The sequence below is a fragment of the Limobrevibacterium gyesilva genome (assembly GCF_025989185.1).
Lineage (GTDB): Bacteria > Pseudomonadota > Alphaproteobacteria > Acetobacterales > Acetobacteraceae > Limobrevibacterium > Limobrevibacterium gyesilva.
Map to the genome: position 1 here is coordinate 1 of NZ_JAPDNT010000033.1, position 15,758 is coordinate 15,758.

Below are 15,758 nucleotides of genomic sequence, written 5' to 3' on the forward strand. Positions count from 1 at the left end.
GCGTGACCAGGGCCGCGCGCGCGCCCGGCTGCTCCAGCGCGTCGCGCAGCACCAGCGCGATCGCCACCGCCTCCTCCTGCTGGTCGGCGGGCTCCAGGCGCAGCAGATTCGATGTGTCGATGGCAGACGGCGCCCGCCAAGCCTGCAGCGACGCGGCCGGCAGCAGCGCCTGCGACAGCGTGCGCACGCGGCCACCCGCCGTGCGCCATTCCGAAACGTCAGCCCGCGTGGCGCCCAGCCCTTGCAGCAGGCGCCGCAGCCCGGCCTGCGGATGGCTCTCGTCCAGCGCGTCCCAGGCGTCGTCGGGCAGGGTATGGTCCAGGCCCGGCAGCACCACCAGCCCGTGCGGCAGCCGCGCCACGCTGCGCAGCAGCCGGGCGACCGCGGGAATGCCGCCGGTGGTGCCGGCGACCCATACCGGCTCGTCCGGCGCCTGATCCTCCCAGGCGGCGGCCTGGGCCTTCAGCAGCCGCACCTGGCGCTCGGCCGGGTTCATCAGCCCCTGCCCCGCCAGCCAGGCCGGCCAGGCGCGGGTGACGATATCGAGGAATTCCAGTGTCACCCGCCAATGCTCGGCATGCTCGGCATCGGCAGCCCGCGCCAGCGCCTCCGGCAGGTCGAGCTCGGCGCGCTCGGCCTCGTCCATCAGCGCTGCCAGCTCCTGGGCCAGCATCCAGGCGCGGTCGGCGGTGCGCACGCCGCCGCGCGCTTCCGGCAGTGCGAGGATCAGGCGCGACAGGGCGGCAAGACGCTGCGCCGTCTCGACCGCCGGCGGCAGGTCGAGTGCTCCGGCCAGGGTCAGCGGCGCCTCGTCCAGCGCGCCCAGGGCGGTGATACGCGGCAGCAGCAGCGGGCGGCCATCGCCGGCGCGCAGGAACGCCTCGGACAGCGCGCGGGCGGCGCGGCGTGTGGGCAGCAGGATCAGGCCGCGCGCCAGTTCGTCGCCTGCCCGCTCCAGCCATTTCGCCGCCAGCGCATCGAGGAACGGCGCGTCGGCCGGCAGGGAGACGAGGTTCATGCCGCCGCCCGCCGCCCTTCCGCGACCGCCCGGGCGATCAGCCGGGCTTCGGCGTCCACCAGGTCGGGCGGCGTGGACAGGTGGAACCACAGCCCGTCATGCACCACGCCGCGCAGCCGGCCGCGTGCGATGGCGCGGTCCCATAACCGGTTCATGCTGAACTTCCCCGCCGGCGCATCGGCGAACAGGGCCGGGCCGACGATCTGGATGCCGGCATAGACATAGGGGACGATCTCGTGCTCCGCCGGGCGGCGCAGCAGGCCCATGGGATCGAGCGCGAAATCCCCGGTGCCGATCTCGGCCCGCACCTGGAAGCTGCGATGCACCAGCAGCAGCCCGTCCATGCTCCCGGCGTTCCAGAGCTGGCGCAGCAGGGACAGCGCCGGCGTCGGGCCATCCAGCCAGAACGAGTCGCCGTTGACCACGAAGAACGGGTCGGGGCCCAACAGGTCGAGTGCGGCGCGCACGCTGCCGCCGGTGTCGAGCAGCGCATCCTCGCGCTGCAGGATGGTGCGCGGGCCATGGCCGCGCTCCGCCAGATGGGCGGCGACGCGGTCGGCCTGCCAATGCGCGTTCACCACCACGGTGTCGACCCCGGCCTCGCGCAGCCGGTCGAGCGCGTGATCCAGCAGCGCCCTTCCGCCCAGCGGCAGCAGCGGCTTGGCGGTGGCATCGGTCAGCGGGCGCATGCGCGTGCCCAGGCCGGCGGCCAGCAGCATCGCCTTCATGCCAGCGCTCCGATCCGGTCGGGCCAGCCGGACAGCACGGCGGCGCGCGCATCGCCGTCCAGGGGGCGCAACGCGACGGTCAGCGCATCCTCGGGCCGCAGTGCGCCCAGCCGTTCCGGCCATTCCACCAGCACGATGTCGGCGCGCGCATCGTCCCAGCCGAGCTCGGCCAGCGCCGCGGGCCCGTCGAGCCGCCACAGGTCGAAATGGTGCACCGGCCCGTGCCGGGTGTCGTAGCTCTGCACCAGCGTGTAGGTCGGGCTGGGCACGTCCAGCGCCGGATCGGCGGCGGCGGCGCGCAGGAAGGCGCGGGCGAGCGTGGTCTTGCCGGCGCCCAGCGGGCCCTCCAGCAGGATGGCGTCGCCGGGACGGGCGCGGTCGGCGATGGCGGCGGCCAGCGCGCCGGTGGCCGCGAGGTCCGGCAGGGTGCGGGTGACGGTGGATGTCGGCATGAAGCCACTCTGCCGCAGGCGGGCGCGCCGCCACAACTGCGGCTTGCCTCGCCGCCGTTCCCGGCTAGTTTGCCGGCATGACACAACAGATCGATACCGACGTCGCCATCATCGGCGCGGGCCCGGTGGGCCTGTTCGCCGCGTTCGAGCTGGGCATGCTGAAGATGCGCAGCGTGCTGATCGACGCGCTGGCCGAGATAGGCGGGCAATGCACCGCGCTGTATCCGGAAAAGCCGATCTACGACATCCCGGCGCATCCGGCGATCGAGGCCGGCGACCTCATCGCCCAGCTTGAACGCCAGATCGCCCCGTTCAGTCCCGCGCGCCTGCTGGGCCGCCGGGTGGACCGGCTCGAAGGGGCCGCCGGCGGCTTCACCCTGGGCACCGACCGCGGCGACACGGTGCGGGCCAAGGCGGTGATCGTGGCCGTCGGCGCCGGCGCGTTCGGCCCCAACCGGCCGCCGCTGGAAGGGCTGCCGGGCTACGAGGCCAGCGGCGCGGTGCAATACTATGTGCGCCGGCGCGAGGATCTGCGCGGCAAGCGCATCGTGATCGCCGGCGGCGGCGACTCGGCCGTTGACTGGGCACTCGTCCTGCGCGGCATCGCGTCCAGCATCCAGGTGGTGCATCGCCGGGCGAAGTTCCGCGCCGCCCCCGAGAGTGCCGCGCAACTGGACGCGGCGGCCAGGCGCGGCGAGGTGGAGATGGTGATCCCCTACCAGCTCCATGCCCTGCATGGCGCGAACGGGATGCTGGAATCGGTGGAGGTGGTGGATCTCGAAGGGGCCACGAAGCGCCTGCCGGCCGACGTGCTGCTGCCGTTCTTCGGCCTGTCGATGGACCTGGGCCCGATCGCCGGCTGGGGGCTGGCGCTGGAGCGCAACCACGTGGCGGTGACGCCCTCCACCTGTCAGACCAGCGTGCCCGGCATCTTCGCCATCGGCGACGTGGCGAACTATCCCGGCAAGCTCAAGCTGATCCTGCAGGGCTTCTCCGAGGCGGCGATGGCAGCGCATGCCATCCATCCGATCGTGTACCCCGACGTGGCGCTTCATTTCGAGTACTCGACCACGAAGGGCGTTCCGGCCGCGTAGTGGATAAAATCTGACGCCTGGTTCCCGTCATGTAGATCGCGTCCGCACGTTACGGCCTCAGGATGGCAGATCTGGCGTCGAATGCGCGTGAGGCACGCCATACCCTGCCGCGACGCTCATCGAAGCGGCAGAAATCAAGAATTTCGCGCCCCGCCCGAGGTGTCTGCCTTCGCGATCATGAGCGCCATCGCACACGACGGGTTGGCGACGTGATCGTTCCTCAGCGAACCGCCGTTGCGCGAGCCGCCAAGTCTTTTCGACAGGCCTCGCCGAACTCGTTCAGGAAGTCCATCCCGCCCTTGCGAGCGTAGTCCATCATTTCATGGAGCGTGCGGTTTGGCCCGAGGTAGGTCGCGATAATGGTATCCTCGACGCGCACAGCCGCATCAACGACGGCGCGGTCGGAAATCAGACGCATGCGACCGACCATGGCGTAGAGCCGCACCAGAGCGGTGACATCGTCTGTCTGGTGGGTGAGGGCGTCTCCAAAAAGGCGCGAGGCTTCAGTGATGAAGTCGCTGTAAAGAGCCTCCAGCCTGGTCCTTTCCGCTTCGCGATGTGCGTGGCGAAGCTGCGCTCGCTGCGTCACCCATGACGTTGCGAACGACGTCAGCCCGCCGATGGTTGCGCCCGCCAAGGCCGCGAGTGCCGAGACATACGCCGAGTCCAAATCGCCCTCCAAGAGAATGCCGTCTTTGGCGATAGCCGGAACGCGCGTGGGCAGGCCAGTGAGCGGTGCACAAATCAGGAATCCTGCACCACTCGTCGGGGCCAGCCCGCCCAGTGGCTTACCCGATGCACAAGTCTGGTGCGGATGTCCGCTTCGGGTCCGCGGGCGGCCATGGCTCGGGGGGTAGCAAGCGTCAGAGCTTATTTACTGGATGGTGAACGTCAGGAGCACCCGTGATCGAGCAGGGCCTGACCCCGCGATGTCAGGACGACGCGGGACCCGCTCATGGCTGAGCGGCCATCGGTGTCGATCCGCACGAGACCGTCGCCCAACGCATCCTCCCAGACGGAAAGCCGTGGGCAGGTGCTGCGCCAGGCCTCCATGGTGTCGGCGTAGGTTCGCGGGCACGCGGCGACCCAGGTCAGGAACTGACGCAATGCGAGACCGGCCGCCTGCTCCGTCGGCTCGTGCATGGCATCCTCCATTCGTCCGCGGGACCGGACAGGAGCCTAGTGCAGACGCCTGTCCGGTTCGCGATCCCGACAACACCGCCTGCCCCTGAGTGACCACTCGCGCTACTCCCCCTCCGTGGGCCCGGAGCCGGCACGCGCCAGATGCGGGCCGAGCCGCCCGCACAGGAACAGCAGCAGCATGCGGTAGTCGCTCGCCAGCGACCACAGCGGATGGCCGAAGGTCTCCGGACGGTTCCCTTCGAGGAACACATGCGCCGTCCAGGCGAAGCCGTAGCCGATGACCGGCGCCGCGATCAGCCAGCGCCAGTCCCACACGGCCAGGAACAGCGCCGCAAGCGCGAGCAGGCTGCCGATGTAGTGCAGCGCCCGCGTTTGCGGCCGCGCGTGCGCGCGCAGATAACGCAGCCAGAACGCCTCATAGGTCATGAGGCCCCCCGATGGCTCAGGCCATGCGTCAGGTGGCGTAGTCGGGCTCTTCCTTGTCGAGGATGCGGCGCCAGGCATCGAGATGCATGCGCGCATCGGACTTGCCGCCCCACGGGCCGTTGTAGCGGCGGCGCAGGCGCTCCGGCAGGCGGCGCAGCGGCTGGCCGGTGGACATCGCGGTCATCTGGTACATCACCGTGCGCTCGGCGCTGAACAGCTCGTCGAACGCGTCGTGCACGGTGGGGCCGACCACGGTCACGCCGTGGCTGGCCATGATCATGATGGTCTTGTCGCCCATCAGGTCGGCGATGCGGTCACCTTCCGAGTTGTCGCCCACCGGCGCGTCGCCCTGCGCGTCGATCACCACGCGGTCGTTCAGCATCAGGTTGTTGTGGTGCGCCAGCGCGATCTCGGGGTTCTGCAGCAACGACAGCGCGGTGAGGTATTGCGGATGCACGTGCAGCACGCAGGCCGCGGCGGGATTGCGCAGGTGGATGCGGGCATGGATGTGGAACGCCACCTTGCGCAGCTCGCCCTTGCCGCGCAGCACGCGGCCGTCGAGATCGCAGACGATGAGGTTGGACGCCGTCAGTTCCTCGAACCGGTAGCCGCGCGGGTTGATGATGAAGGTCGGCGGATCATCGGGGCGCTGCTGCGGCAGCATCAGCGAGTTGTGGTTGCCGATCTGCTCGTTCCAGTTGTGGCGCGCGGAAATGCGGAACACCGCGGCCATGTCGCAGCGCAGCCGCCATTCCTCGGCTTCGGCTTCGCTGGATGACAGGGAGTGGACGATCGCGGACATGGGGCCTCCTTGCGCGTCGGGCGTTATTTTCGTGCATCGTGCCCTGGCACAACCTTCTTGCCAAGAGACGCTTTGGGCCGCAGCATCGCGATCTGGTGTTCGACAAGAAGGGAAATAAAAATGCTCCGCCGCCGCACCTTTAATGCAGGACTGCTCGCTTCCGCCGCACTTCCGATGCCCGCGATCGCCCAGGGCCTGCAAGGCAAGCGCGGCGGCGACGTCATCATCGCCCAACAGGCGCAGCCGCCCACGCTCGATGCCCAGACCACCACGGCCCAGGCCAGCCGCAACATCACGCTGCACGTCTATGAAACGCTGTTCACCCGCGACGAGGCGAGCAACCCGAAGCCGGACCTGGCCGAAGGCGTGGACATCGCCGCCGACGGCCTGACCTATCGCTTCACCCTGCGCACCGGCGTGAAGTTCCACAATGGCAAGACCATGACCTCGGCCGACGTGAAGGCCAGCATGGAGCGCTACGGGCGCATCGGCGGCTCGGCCTATGCCATGAAGCCGGTGGCCGCGATCGAGACGCCGGATGCCAAGACCGTGGTGATGAAGCTCAGCAGCGTGTCGCCCGGCTTCATCGAGGCGATCAGCTCGCCGCGCGCGCCCTTCGCCATCATGCCCGAGGAGGAATGCGCAAAGCCGCTGGGCCAGCCTGCGATGATCGGCACCGGACCGTTCCGCTTCGTCGAGTTCCGGCCAGACAGCCACGCCAAGCTCGCGCGCTTCGACGACTATGTGCCCAACACCAACTACCAGAAGCGCGACGGCTTCGCCGGCCGCAAGACGGCGTTCTTCGATACCGTAACGTTCCGTTTCATGCCGGAGGGCGGCGCGCGCACGGCGGGGCTGCAGACCGGCGAGCTGCAGGTGCTGGAAGCGCTCGACGTCGCCGCGGCGAAACGGCTGAAGGACGACAAGAACGTCCGCACCTACGAGATGATGCCCTGGGCGTTCCAGACCCTGATGATGAACACCAACTGGGGCCCGACCGCCAATGTCGATATCCGCCGCGCCATCCAGGCGGCGCTCGACCTGGAGGAGATCATGGCGATCTGCTCCGATGGCCTCTATCGCATGGATCCGGCCTGGCAATATCCCGGCACCAACTACTTCCCCGGCATTGACGGGCTCGACGCCTACATCAAGCAGGACCAGGCGAAGGCGCGTGCCCTGCTGCAGAAGGCCGGCTACAAGGGCGAGGAGCTGGAGGTCGTCACCGACAACGCCTTCCGCAACCATCTCGACACCGGCACCGTTGCCGCCCAGCAATTGCGCGCGGTCGGCATGAACGTGAAGCTCAGCGTGATGGACTGGCCGACCGTGCTGAACCGCCGCACCCGGCCGGACGGCTGGAACCTGTGGCCGCTGGGCATGGGCATCGAGCCGTATGAAGGCCCCTACAACGTCGTCGGCTTCTTCTCCGGCGCGCAGCCGGTGCAGATCAAGGCCGATCCGGTGATCGAGGAAGCGCAGAAGCGCCTGACCACCGATCTCAGCCTGCAAGGCCGCATCGACGCGGTGAAGCAGTTCCAGGCCCGGGTCTACGACCAGGCGATCTCGGTGAAAGTGGGCGATATCGGCATCGTGCAGGCCACGCGCGCCAATGTCGTGAACTATGCGCCGTACCGCATCCCGCGCATGTGGGATTGCTGGTTCGCCTGACGCAGAACGGGAGAAGACGCCTTGTTCCGGCTCGCTGCTATCCGTCTGCTCGCCGCGGTGCCGGTGCTGATGGTGGTCTCCCTGGTTTCGTTCGGCCTCACGCTGCTGGTGCCGGGGGACATGGCCGCGGAGATGGCCGGTCCCTCGGCCACCGCCGCCGATCTCGCGCGCATCCGCGGGGAACTCGGCCTGGACCGGCCGCCGCTGGTGCGCATGGCCAGCTGGTACAGCGGGCTGCTCCACGGCGACCTCGGCCGCTCCGTCCTGCTCAACCAGGGGGTGACCGAGGCGATCCTGGAGCGGCTGCCGGTGACGCTGTCCCTGACCTGCCTCGCCCTCGGCCTCGCCTGCCTGGCCGGCATTCCCGCCGGCCTGGTGGCGGCGGCCAAGGCGCGAAGATGGCCCGACCAGGCGGCGATGGGGGCCGCGCTGGTGGGCCTGTCGCTGCCCGATTTCTGGCTCGGGCTGGTGCTGATCTGGGTGCTGGGCGTGAAGCTGAACCTGATGCCCACTGGCGGCTATGTGGCCTTGTCGGCCGATGCCGTCGGCTGGCTGCGCTCGATCACGCTGCCCGCCGGCGCGCTGGCGCTGACCCAGCTCGGCCCGATCGCGCGCATGACCCGCTCCGCCGCCCTGGAGGTCGCCGACAGCGATTTCATCCGCACCGCCCGCGCCAAGGGCCTCACGGAGCCGCGCGTCTATGCCCGCCACGTGCTGTCCGGCGCGCTGGTGCCGATTCTCACCGTGGTCGGCATCGGCTTCGGCCTGTCCCTCGGCGGCGCGCTGGTGATCGAGCAGGTGTTCAGCCTGCCCGGCGTCGGCCGGCTGGTGATCGGCGCCGTGCTGCGGCGGGACTGGCCGGTGATCCAGGGCGGGCTGCTGCTCACCGCCCTCGTGTTCGTGATGGTGAACCTGATCGTCGACCTGCTGTACCTCTGGGTCGATCCGCGGCTGCGGAGCAACGCATGATCGCCGTGCTGACCCGCCGCTCTTTCCTGACGGGGCTGTTGCTGTTCGGGCTGATCGTCGTCGCCGCGATGCTGGCGGGATGGATCGCGCCGTTCGACCCGGTGAAGAACAACTACCGCTACCGCCTCGGCGCGCCCAACGACATCTTCCTCGTCGGCACCGACCGGTTCGGGCGCGACGTGCTGAGCCGCATGCTCTACGGCGCGCGCGTGTCCCTGCGCATCGGGCTGGCCGTCGCCGTACTGTCCGGCGTGGCCGGCGCGCTGGCCGGGCTGGCCGCCGGGTGGTGGAGCCGCGCGGATCCCTGGCTGATGCGGGTGATGGACGGGCTGATGGCGTTTCCCGGCCTGCTGCTGGCGATCGCGCTCGCGGCCACGCTCGGCCCCAGCGAGATCACCGTCGTCGTCGCCCTCACCGTCGCCTACACCCCGCGCACCGCCCGGGTGATGCGCGGCGCCGTGCTGGTCGCGCGCGCCCAGGACTATGTGGAGGCCGCCCGTGCCGTCGGCGCCCGCACCGGCCGCCTCCTGCGCCACCACGTGCTGCCGGCCTGCGCCGCGCCGCTGGTGGTGCAGCAGACCTACGTGTTCGCGATCGCCATCCTCGCCGAAGCCGTGCTCAGCTTCGTGGGCGTCGGCCCGCCGCCGCCGCAACCCACCCTCGGCTCCATCATCGCCGACGGCCGCGACGCCATGGTGGAAGCGCCCTGGATCACGCTCGCCCCCGGGGTTGCCATCGCCATGCTGGTGCTGGGCCTGAACCTGTTGGGCGACGGCCTGCGCGACGCGCTGGACCCGCGCATGCGCCGAATGTTGTGATAAGGGCTGCCGGTGGCCGGAATCGCGGCTAGGCTGCGGGACATCATCAGATGCGCGGAACGTCCATGAACACCGCTCGCCAGCAGATCGTCTTCATCAACGCGGCCCACAGCTTCACCCATTACTGCCTGCTGATCCTGCCCACGGCGGTGCTGGCGATGGCGCGCCCGGGCGGTGCATTCGGGTCCGAGTACGGCTCGATCCTGTGGCTGGCGACCGGCGGATTCGTGCTGTACGGCCTGTTCGCCTTGCCGCAGGGCTGGCTCGCCGGGTTCGTGGGGCGGCGCCACCTGATGACCGTGTTCTTCCTCGGCACCGGCCTCTCCATGGTGAGCACGGGGTTCGCCGGAACGCCGATGATGCTGGCGTTGGCGCTGGCGGCCACCGGCCTGTTCGCCGCGATCTACCACCCGATCGGCACCGCCTTGCTGGTGGAGGCGGCCGGGGACAAGCCGGGCAAGGCGATCGGGCTCAACGGGGTGTTCGGCAATATCGGCGTGGCGATGGCGCCGATGATCACCGCCTTCGTGGCGGCCGAGGCCGGCTGGCAATATGCCTTCATCCTGCCCGGGCTGGCCTGTGCCGCCGTGGGCCTGCTGTGGCTGCGCCTGCCCGCCCATGACGGGCACGGCCACCGCACGGCCCGGCCGTTCCCGCGAATCCCGGTGCATCTGGTGCGGCGCGCGGTGATCGTGCTGCTGCTGATCGCCGCCGTCTCGGGCCTGGTGTTCAATGCCTTCACCCTGCTGATCCCGAAGCTGATGCAGGAGCGGCTGGCCGACGATCCCGGCCTGCTGCCGCTGGCCGGGGTGGCCGCCACCGTGGCCACGCTGTGCGGCGCCGCCACGCAGTTGACGGTCGGCCGGCTGATCGACCGCACCACGCTGAAGCGCATCTTCCTGCCGATGGCCCTGGTGCTGGTGCCGGCACTGGCCTCGCTCGCGTTCGTGCGGGGCTGGATGGTGCTGCCGGTGGCCGGCGCCGTGGCGGCCACCATCTTCGGCCAGGTGACGGTGAACGAGACGATGACCGCCCGCTACATCTCGCCCGAGCTGCGCACGAAGATGTATTCGGTGCGCTTCTTCATCGGCTTCCTGGGCAGCGCCGCGGCCCCGCCGGTCGTCGGCTTCCTGCACGAGCGGACCGGCAACCTCTCGGCCGCAGTGCTGGTGCTGGCGGTGTTCGCCATCGTGATCCTGGCCTGCGCCGTGTGCTTCCCGGACCGCAAGGAGGAGCTGAACCCCGAGTTGTGGGAGCAGGCCCACCCGCCGCGGGCGGTGCCTGCGCCGGCGGAATAGCTCGCATCACGCACAGCGCTTTGAATCCGCAGACGGCGGTGCCACATCAGGGGCCATGAACCGTCGCACCCTTTTTGCCCTTCCGCTGCTGTCCCTCGCCGCCTCCGCGCTGCCGGGGTCTGGTTCGGCGCGCGCCCAGGCCGTGGCGCTGACGCCGCAGGACCGCGCCGACATTGCCCGCATCGAGACCTATCTGGACGGGCTGCACAGCCTCAAGGGCCGCTTCCTGCAGGTCTCGCCCAACGGCGCCACCTCCGAGGGCACGGCCTGGGTGGAACGGCCGGGGCGGCTGCGCTTCGAATACGACCCGCCCAGTCCGCTGCTGCTGATCGCGGGCCACGGGCTGGTGGTGTTCCACGACAAGAAGCTGCAGCAGACCAGCAACTTCCCGCTGAGCTCCACGCCGCTGGGCATCCTGCTGGCCGACAACGTGCGGCTGACCGGAAACGTGACCGTGACCGGCATCTTCCGGCTGCCCGGGCAGCTCCAGGTGACGATGGTGCGCACCTCCTCGCCGGGCGACGGCAGCCTGACGCTCATCTTCGCCGACAACCCGTTGTCACTGCGGCAATGGGCGGTGATCGACGGGCAGCGGCAGGAGACGCGGGTGTCGCTGTTCAACGTGCAGCTCGGCGACAGGTTCGACCAGAAGCTGTTCGAGTTCGAGGACCCGCGGATGCAGCCCGGCTACTACACCCCCGGGCGCTGACATGATGCGGCGGCGCGTGGCTGTGCTGCCACATGCGCGTTGATTGCAATGCGCGCAGTGCCGGGCTGCAACGGTTTGTCTTCATTTTGACGCGATCTTCGCCGATGATGCCGCTTGTCATAATGCACGTGGCGCCATGAAGCCCCTGATCGGCATTTCCTGCTGCACCAAGTTGTTCGGCCTGTACGGCACGCCGAACCACGCCGCCTCCGACACTTATGTGCGTGCGACCGACCGGCTGGTGGGCGGTGTGCCCGTGCTGGTCCCCGCCAATGGCGGGGCGGCGGACGTCGAGACGCTGCTGTCGCGGCTCGACGGCATCATCCTGACCGGCAGCCGCTCCAACGTGCAGCCATCGCTGTATGGCGGCCCGCCACATGCCGAGGGCACGCCCGAGGATGCGAACCGCGACGCGGTGACGCTGCCGCTGATCCGCACCGCGGTGGCCGCGGGGGTGCCGGTGCTGGCGATCTGCCGAGGCCTGCAGGAACTGAATGTGGCCCTGGGCGGCAGCCTGCACCAGCGCCTGCAGGATCTGCCCGGCCGGATGGACCATTCCACGCCGATGCAGCCCAATCCGCGCGTGCGCACCGGCAAGGCGCACAGCGTGCGCATCACCCCGGGCAGCTGGCTGCACCGGCTGGCCGGCAGCACCGAGCTTCCCGTGAATTCCCTGCACAACCAGGGCATCGACCAGCTGGCGCCGGGCCTGGTGGCCGAAGCGGTGGCGCCGGACGGCACGATCGAGGCCGTGCGCGCCCTGTCGCCCGGTTTCGTCATCGGCGTGCAGTGGCATCCCGAATACGACTGGGAGTCCGATGCCGTCTCCCGCCGCATCTTCGAGGCGTTCGGCGAGGCCGTCAGCGCCCGGCTGCGCGGTGCGGACTCCGTGGCCTCGGCCGCGGACTGATACCGGGTTCTCCCGCGTTCAGGCGGCGGCGCTGGCGAGGCGGGTCAGGGTGGACAAGCCGTCCTCGAGCGTGACGGTGTACTGAACCCCAAGCATATTGCGGGCAGCGGACGGGTCGCCGACCGACTGGCGGATGTCGCCGGCCCGCTCCGGGCCATGCACGATGCGCGGTGTCCGGCCATGGATCTCGCCGAGGATGCGGATCACGTCCAGCACCGAGACCGGCCGCCCGGTGCACACATTGACGACCGACGCATCCCGCGCCGCCTGCAGGTGCCGCATCGCCGCGGTCAGGTGTGCCACGACGTCCGAGACATGGACGAAATCCCGGATCTGCCTGCCATCGCCGTGCACCGTCACCGGGCTGCCCGTGGCCATCTGCTGGGCAAAGATCGAGATCACCCCGGTATAGGGCGAGCACGGGTTCTGGCGCGGCCCGTAGACGTTGAAAAAGCGCAGGCCGAAGCTGGGCACCTGGTGCACATGCCAGGCTGCGGCGGCATGCAGTTCCGAACCGAGCTTGTCCGCGCCATAGGCGGTGCGCGGCCGCGGCAGCATCGCCTCATGCGCGGCTGCCCCCACCACGTCGCCGTAGACGGCGGCGGAAGAGGCGTAGACCACGGGGACGCCGCCGCAACGGCGGGCGGCATCCAGCACCGTGATCGTGCCGGTCTGGTTGGTGCGGTGGGTGCCCAGCCAATCCTCGTTGGTACGCGCGACCGAGGCGATCGCGGCCAGATGGAAGCAGCCGTCCACACCCTGCATGGCGCGGTGCACGGCGATCGGGTCGGCCACGTCCGCGCGCAGCACCTGGCAGCGCGGGTCGAGATTCTCGATCAGCCCCGAGGAGAAGTCGTCCAGGCCGCGCACGCTGTGGCCGGCGGCCAGCAAGCCATCAACGAGGTGCGAGCCGATGAAACCCGCCGCGCCGGTCACCAGAAAGAGGGCCACTGCATTCTCCGCCGTTACGTCCATGACGCCATTGCCCAACCGGCCAGGCAACGGGGCTCCGGATAGGTCGTGCAGAAATATACGACACGCCCATGATTACGAACAGATATCAAGAATATGTTAAGATCTTAACATTCGCCATCAAATTTGACACATTTCTGCGAGCATACATCAAGTTCATGCGCCCGGCGGAAATGGCGGCATGCCGTTATTCAGCCGCCCTTTACCCCGCCTGCGGTCAGGCCGGCGACGATCTCTTTTTGCATCAGGAGTGTCAAAATCAATACTGGCGCCGTCACCAGCAACGCGGCAGCTGCCAGGGGGCCCCAGCTTACCTGCTCGAATGTCAGCACGTTGTAGACCGCCACCGGCAGGGTGCGGGTTTCGCGTCCCGCCAGCACGACGCCGAAGATGAAGTTGTTCCAGCTGAAGATGAACGACAGGATGGTCGCCACCACGATGCCGGGCCGCGCCAGCGGCAAGGCGATGTGCCGGAACGCCTGCCAGATCGTCGCGCCATCGACCAGCGCCGCCTCCTCCAGCTCGTTCGGAAGCCCTTCGAAGAAGCCGATCATAACCCACACGACGATCGGGACGGTTATGACAAGATGCGTAATTATGATCGGCGTCAGGGTGCCGGTCAGGCCCAGCCACTGAAACAGCAGGAACAGCGGGATCAGATAGGACAGGCCCGGGGTGACGCGCGCGATCATGATCAGGGCCGCCGCGCGCGCGGCCTTCGCCTTGGCGATGCCGAACCCGGCGGGCACCCCGAACAGCAGTGCCAGGCCCGTGGCGGTGAACGACACCACCACCGAGTTGTAGGTGTAGGTCAGGAAGTCGTTCTTCGCAAACACGTCGATGAAATTGTCGAGCGTCGGCGGGTTCGGGATGAACACCGGCGGGAAGGCCATATTGTCGACCTCGTTCTTCAGCGAGAGCGACAGCATCCACAGGAACACCAGCAGCGCCGGCGAGATCAGCGCGAACACCGACAGGTAGAAGAACACCCGCCCGACGATACGGCGGATCACATACGGCTTCATCGTCAGTACGCCCTCTGCCGCATGCCGAACAACACCAGGCTGATCAGCAGGATGATGACGAAGAACACCACGACCAGGGCCGAGGCATAGCCCATGTCGTAGAAGCTGAAAGCCTCGAGGTACAGGTAGATGTTCAGCGTCTCGCTGGCGGTTCCGGGGCCGCCGTTGCTGATGACGAAGATCAGGTCGAACGCCTTCAGCGCGTCGATGGTGCGGATCACCAGGGCCACGATGATGTGCGGCCAGACCAGCGGCAGCGAGATGTGGCGGAACATCTGCCAGCCGCTGGCGCCGTCCAGCCGCGCGGCCTCATAGGGATCGGTGGGCAGGCTGGCCAGCCCGCCCAGCACGATCAGCATCACCAGCGGCGTCCATTGCCACGTCTCGACCAGCACCAGCGTGGGGATCACGGTGGAGGCGTCGTAGCTCCAGGACGAAGGCGGCAGGCCGACCGAGGTCAGCAGGTAGTTCAGCACGCCGAGCTGCGGGTGGAACATCATCGTCCACACCAGGGCGATGGCGACCGGGGTCGCCATCATCGGCAGGATGAAGATGGTTCGTGCGATGCCGCGCAGGGGAAAGTTGCGGTGGAAGCACACCGCCGCGGCGATGCCCAGGACCATCGGGAGCAGCACCGCCAGCGACGTGAAATACAGCGTGCGCAGCACGGCGTACTGGAACCGGTCGTCGGTCAGCAGGCGCTGGTAGTTGGCCAGGCCCGCCCAGGTGACGCCGCCGCCGATATGCCACTCGTGCACCGACATGTACAGCGTGAACACCCACGGGAACACGATCACGGCGGCGACGATGAAGCCCGCGGGCACCACGAAGGGCCAGTATTGGCGCGCGTAGTTGCGGCCGCGCAGGCCAAGGCCGCCGGCCGGGGCCGATTCGCCCATCCGCGCCGATACGCTCATGCACCCGCTCCCGCCAATGCGGTGCCGGACCCGATCGTGGCATGCACCCGGATCTTCCTCCAGACCGTTCTTGCCGGCCGATCATAGCCCTGGCGGCACGTCTGGAAAGGGGAAAGCCCGACCGGCCTCGCGGGGGCCGCGCTCACGGGATCGCGAGTTCGGGAACGCGGCAGAGATTCGTGCGCTTCTTCTCCATCGCCCTGTTGTCGGCGAATACCACCCGCAGGTCGTAGATGCAGTTGCCGTCGCGCGGCAGCGCGATCAGCCGGGCGGTGTCCGGCGGCAGCGGCGTCTTATCGAGCCGGTTCTGCCCCCAGTTGGCCAGGCCCGCGGGGGCGGCGTAAATCTCGGTGATCGGCCGTGCCGCGCGGTTGAACAGCTTGAACGACGGATCGTCGGCGGCCTTGCCCGTGGCCGGATTGGCCGCGGCCGCGCCGCCGCCGATCACGACGTCCTCGACGGCGCAGGTGTTGACGCCGCGCTTCTCCTCGCTGCGGCCATCGGCGAACACCACGCGAAGATCGAAGACGCAGTTGGTGTCGATCCGCCGGCGCACCGCGAAGCTGGCGCCCGGGGCGATGCTGGTGGCGCCCGCGGTCTTGCCGTCCAGCCGGTTCTGGCCCCAGTTGGCGTTCCCGGCCGCGGTCACGAACAGCTCACGGATCGCCGCATTGGACCGGTTCACGAGGTTGAACGAGGAATTCTGCCCCACCGGCGGGGTGGCCGGCGCCGGCGGGGCGGCGGCGGCCGTGCCGCATGCGAGCAGCAGCGCCATCAGGACGGTCGGAACGCAAAGCCGGGGCATC

Annotated in this window: 17 protein-coding genes and 1 pseudogene; 7 read left to right on the forward strand and 11 right to left on the reverse strand. The window is 69.0% G+C overall.

Features of this window, described 5'->3' with window-relative positions; all coding sequences use genetic code 11:
• The 3 genes and pseudogenes from OL599_RS21985 to tsaE form a co-directional block, all read right to left on the reverse strand.
• Positions 1-1,018: pseudogene (locus OL599_RS21985) on the reverse strand (double-strand break repair protein AddB); the annotation flags it as partial.
• Positions 1,015-1,746: a nucleotidyltransferase family protein gene (locus OL599_RS21990; protein ID WP_264716173.1), complete on the reverse strand. Its 732-nt coding sequence runs from the start codon at positions 1,744-1,746 to the stop codon at positions 1,015-1,017. The pseudogene OL599_RS21985 and the gene OL599_RS21990, both read right to left, overlap by 4 nt.
• On the reverse strand, positions 1,743-2,198 hold the full coding sequence (tsaE, locus tag OL599_RS21995) for a tRNA (adenosine(37)-N6)-threonylcarbamoyltransferase complex ATPase subunit type 1 TsaE (protein ID WP_264716174.1): 456 nt from the start codon (positions 2,196-2,198) through the stop codon (positions 1,743-1,745). The genes OL599_RS21990 and tsaE overlap by 4 nt, the downstream gene beginning before the upstream one ends.
• A gap of 77 nt (positions 2,199-2,275) precedes the next feature.
• On the opposite strand from tsaE, the gene OL599_RS22000 reads away from it, so the two are divergent.
• Positions 2,276-3,292, forward strand: a complete 1,017-nt coding sequence (locus tag OL599_RS22000) for an NAD(P)/FAD-dependent oxidoreductase (RefSeq protein WP_264716175.1) — start codon at positions 2,276-2,278, stop codon at positions 3,290-3,292.
• Between the two features lie 220 nt (positions 3,293-3,512).
• Here OL599_RS22000 and OL599_RS22005 read toward each other — a convergent pair whose 3' ends face one another.
• The 4 genes from OL599_RS22005 to OL599_RS22020 form a co-directional block, all read right to left on the reverse strand.
• The gene (locus OL599_RS22005) at positions 3,513-3,962 is read right to left on the reverse strand and encodes a hypothetical protein (protein ID WP_264716176.1); all 450 of its coding nucleotides are present in this window, start codon (positions 3,960-3,962) and stop codon (positions 3,513-3,515) included.
• A 221-nt stretch (positions 3,963-4,183) separates the two neighbouring features.
• Entirely contained in the window at positions 4,184-4,435 is a 252-nt protein-coding gene (locus OL599_RS22010; RefSeq protein WP_264716177.1) for a hypothetical protein, read from the reverse strand.
• Positions 4,436-4,537: 102 nt separating this feature from the next.
• Complete coding sequence (locus OL599_RS22015; protein ID WP_264716178.1) at positions 4,538-4,861, reverse strand: DUF962 domain-containing protein; 324 nt, start codon at positions 4,859-4,861, stop codon at positions 4,538-4,540.
• A gap of 28 nt (positions 4,862-4,889) precedes the next feature.
• Positions 4,890-5,663 carry a class II aldolase/adducin family protein gene (locus OL599_RS22020; RefSeq protein WP_264716179.1) on the reverse strand — a complete coding sequence of 258 codons (774 nt, stop codon included), beginning with the start codon at positions 5,661-5,663 and terminating at the stop codon, positions 4,890-4,892.
• Between the two features lie 174 nt (positions 5,664-5,837).
• Here OL599_RS22020 and OL599_RS22025 point away from each other — a divergent pair, with 174 nt between their 5' ends.
• From OL599_RS22025 to OL599_RS22050, 6 genes are all read left to right on the forward strand, one after another.
• Positions 5,838-7,334, forward strand: coding sequence for an ABC transporter substrate-binding protein (locus tag OL599_RS22025; protein ID WP_264716180.1), 1,497 nt, complete (start codon positions 5,838-5,840; stop codon positions 7,332-7,334).
• 21 nt (positions 7,335-7,355) lie between these two features.
• Positions 7,356-8,303, forward strand: a complete 948-nt coding sequence (locus OL599_RS22030; RefSeq protein WP_264716181.1) for an ABC transporter permease — start codon at positions 7,356-7,358, stop codon at positions 8,301-8,303.
• Entirely contained in the window at positions 8,300-9,121 is an 822-nt protein-coding gene (locus OL599_RS22035) for an ABC transporter permease (RefSeq protein WP_264716182.1), read from the forward strand. The genes OL599_RS22030 and OL599_RS22035 overlap by 4 nt, the downstream gene beginning before the upstream one ends.
• A 65-nt stretch (positions 9,122-9,186) precedes the next feature.
• Positions 9,187-10,419, forward strand: a complete 1,233-nt coding sequence (locus OL599_RS22040) for an MFS transporter (RefSeq protein ID WP_264716183.1) — start codon at positions 9,187-9,189, stop codon at positions 10,417-10,419.
• A gap of 55 nt (positions 10,420-10,474) precedes the next feature.
• Positions 10,475-11,128 (forward strand): LolA family protein, encoded by a 654-nt coding sequence (locus tag OL599_RS22045; RefSeq protein ID WP_264716184.1) that lies wholly within the window; start codon positions 10,475-10,477, stop codon positions 11,126-11,128.
• A gap of 136 nt (positions 11,129-11,264) precedes the next feature.
• On the forward strand, positions 11,265-12,038 hold the full coding sequence (locus tag OL599_RS22050) for a gamma-glutamyl-gamma-aminobutyrate hydrolase family protein (protein ID WP_264716185.1): 774 nt from the start codon (positions 11,265-11,267) through the stop codon (positions 12,036-12,038).
• An 18-nt stretch (positions 12,039-12,056) separates the two neighbouring features.
• Here OL599_RS22050 and OL599_RS22055 read toward each other — a convergent pair whose 3' ends face one another.
• From OL599_RS22055 to OL599_RS22070, 4 genes are all read right to left on the reverse strand, one after another.
• Entirely contained in the window at positions 12,057-12,989 is a 933-nt protein-coding gene (locus tag OL599_RS22055; RefSeq protein ID WP_264716186.1) for an NAD-dependent epimerase/dehydratase family protein, read from the reverse strand.
• A gap of 212 nt (positions 12,990-13,201) precedes the next feature.
• Positions 13,202-14,035 carry a carbohydrate ABC transporter permease gene (locus tag OL599_RS22060; protein ID WP_264716187.1) on the reverse strand — a complete coding sequence of 278 codons (834 nt, stop codon included), beginning with the start codon at positions 14,033-14,035 and terminating at the stop codon, positions 13,202-13,204.
• A 2-nt stretch (positions 14,036-14,037) separates the two neighbouring features.
• Positions 14,038-14,952: a carbohydrate ABC transporter permease gene (locus OL599_RS22065; protein ID WP_264716189.1), complete on the reverse strand. Its 915-nt coding sequence runs from the start codon at positions 14,950-14,952 to the stop codon at positions 14,038-14,040.
• Positions 14,953-15,094: 142 nt separating this feature from the next.
• The gene (locus OL599_RS22070) at positions 15,095-15,757 is read right to left on the reverse strand and encodes a hypothetical protein (protein ID WP_264716190.1); all 663 of its coding nucleotides are present in this window, start codon (positions 15,755-15,757) and stop codon (positions 15,095-15,097) included.
• Between the last annotated feature and the right edge of the window lies 1 nt (position 15,758).

Coding starts and splice junctions, on each gene's coding strand:
- OL599_RS22035 (WP_264716182.1), top strand. CDS start 8,300: ATGATCGCCGTGCTGACCCGCCGCTCTTTCCTGACGGGGCTGTTGCTG.
- OL599_RS22065 (WP_264716189.1), bottom strand. CDS start 14,952: ATGAGCGTATCGGCGCGGATGGGCGAATCGGCCCCGGCCGGCGGCCTT.
- OL599_RS22025 (WP_264716180.1), top strand. CDS start 5,838: ATGCCCGCGATCGCCCAGGGCCTGCAAGGCAAGCGCGGCGGCGACGTC.
- OL599_RS22070 (WP_264716190.1), bottom strand. CDS start 15,757: ATGCCCCGGCTTTGCGTTCCGACCGTCCTGATGGCGCTGCTGCTCGCA.
- OL599_RS22040 (WP_264716183.1), top strand. CDS start 9,187: ATGAACACCGCTCGCCAGCAGATCGTCTTCATCAACGCGGCCCACAGC.
- OL599_RS21990 (WP_264716173.1), bottom strand. CDS start 1,746: ATGAAGGCGATGCTGCTGGCCGCCGGCCTGGGCACGCGCATGCGCCCG.
- OL599_RS22020 (WP_264716179.1), bottom strand. CDS start 5,663: ATGTCCGCGATCGTCCACTCCCTGTCATCCAGCGAAGCCGAAGCCGAG.
- OL599_RS22060 (WP_264716187.1), bottom strand. CDS start 14,035: ATGAAGCCGTATGTGATCCGCCGTATCGTCGGGCGGGTGTTCTTCTAC.
- OL599_RS22010 (WP_264716177.1), bottom strand. CDS start 4,435: ATGCACGAGCCGACGGAGCAGGCGGCCGGTCTCGCATTGCGTCAGTTC.
- OL599_RS22045 (WP_264716184.1), top strand. CDS start 10,475: ATGAACCGTCGCACCCTTTTTGCCCTTCCGCTGCTGTCCCTCGCCGCC.
- OL599_RS22015 (WP_264716178.1), bottom strand. CDS start 4,861: ATGACCTATGAGGCGTTCTGGCTGCGTTATCTGCGCGCGCACGCGCGG.
- OL599_RS22050 (WP_264716185.1), top strand. CDS start 11,265: ATGAAGCCCCTGATCGGCATTTCCTGCTGCACCAAGTTGTTCGGCCTG.
- OL599_RS22000 (WP_264716175.1), top strand. CDS start 2,276: ATGACACAACAGATCGATACCGACGTCGCCATCATCGGCGCGGGCCCG.
- tsaE (WP_264716174.1), bottom strand. CDS start 2,198: ATGCCGACATCCACCGTCACCCGCACCCTGCCGGACCTCGCGGCCACC.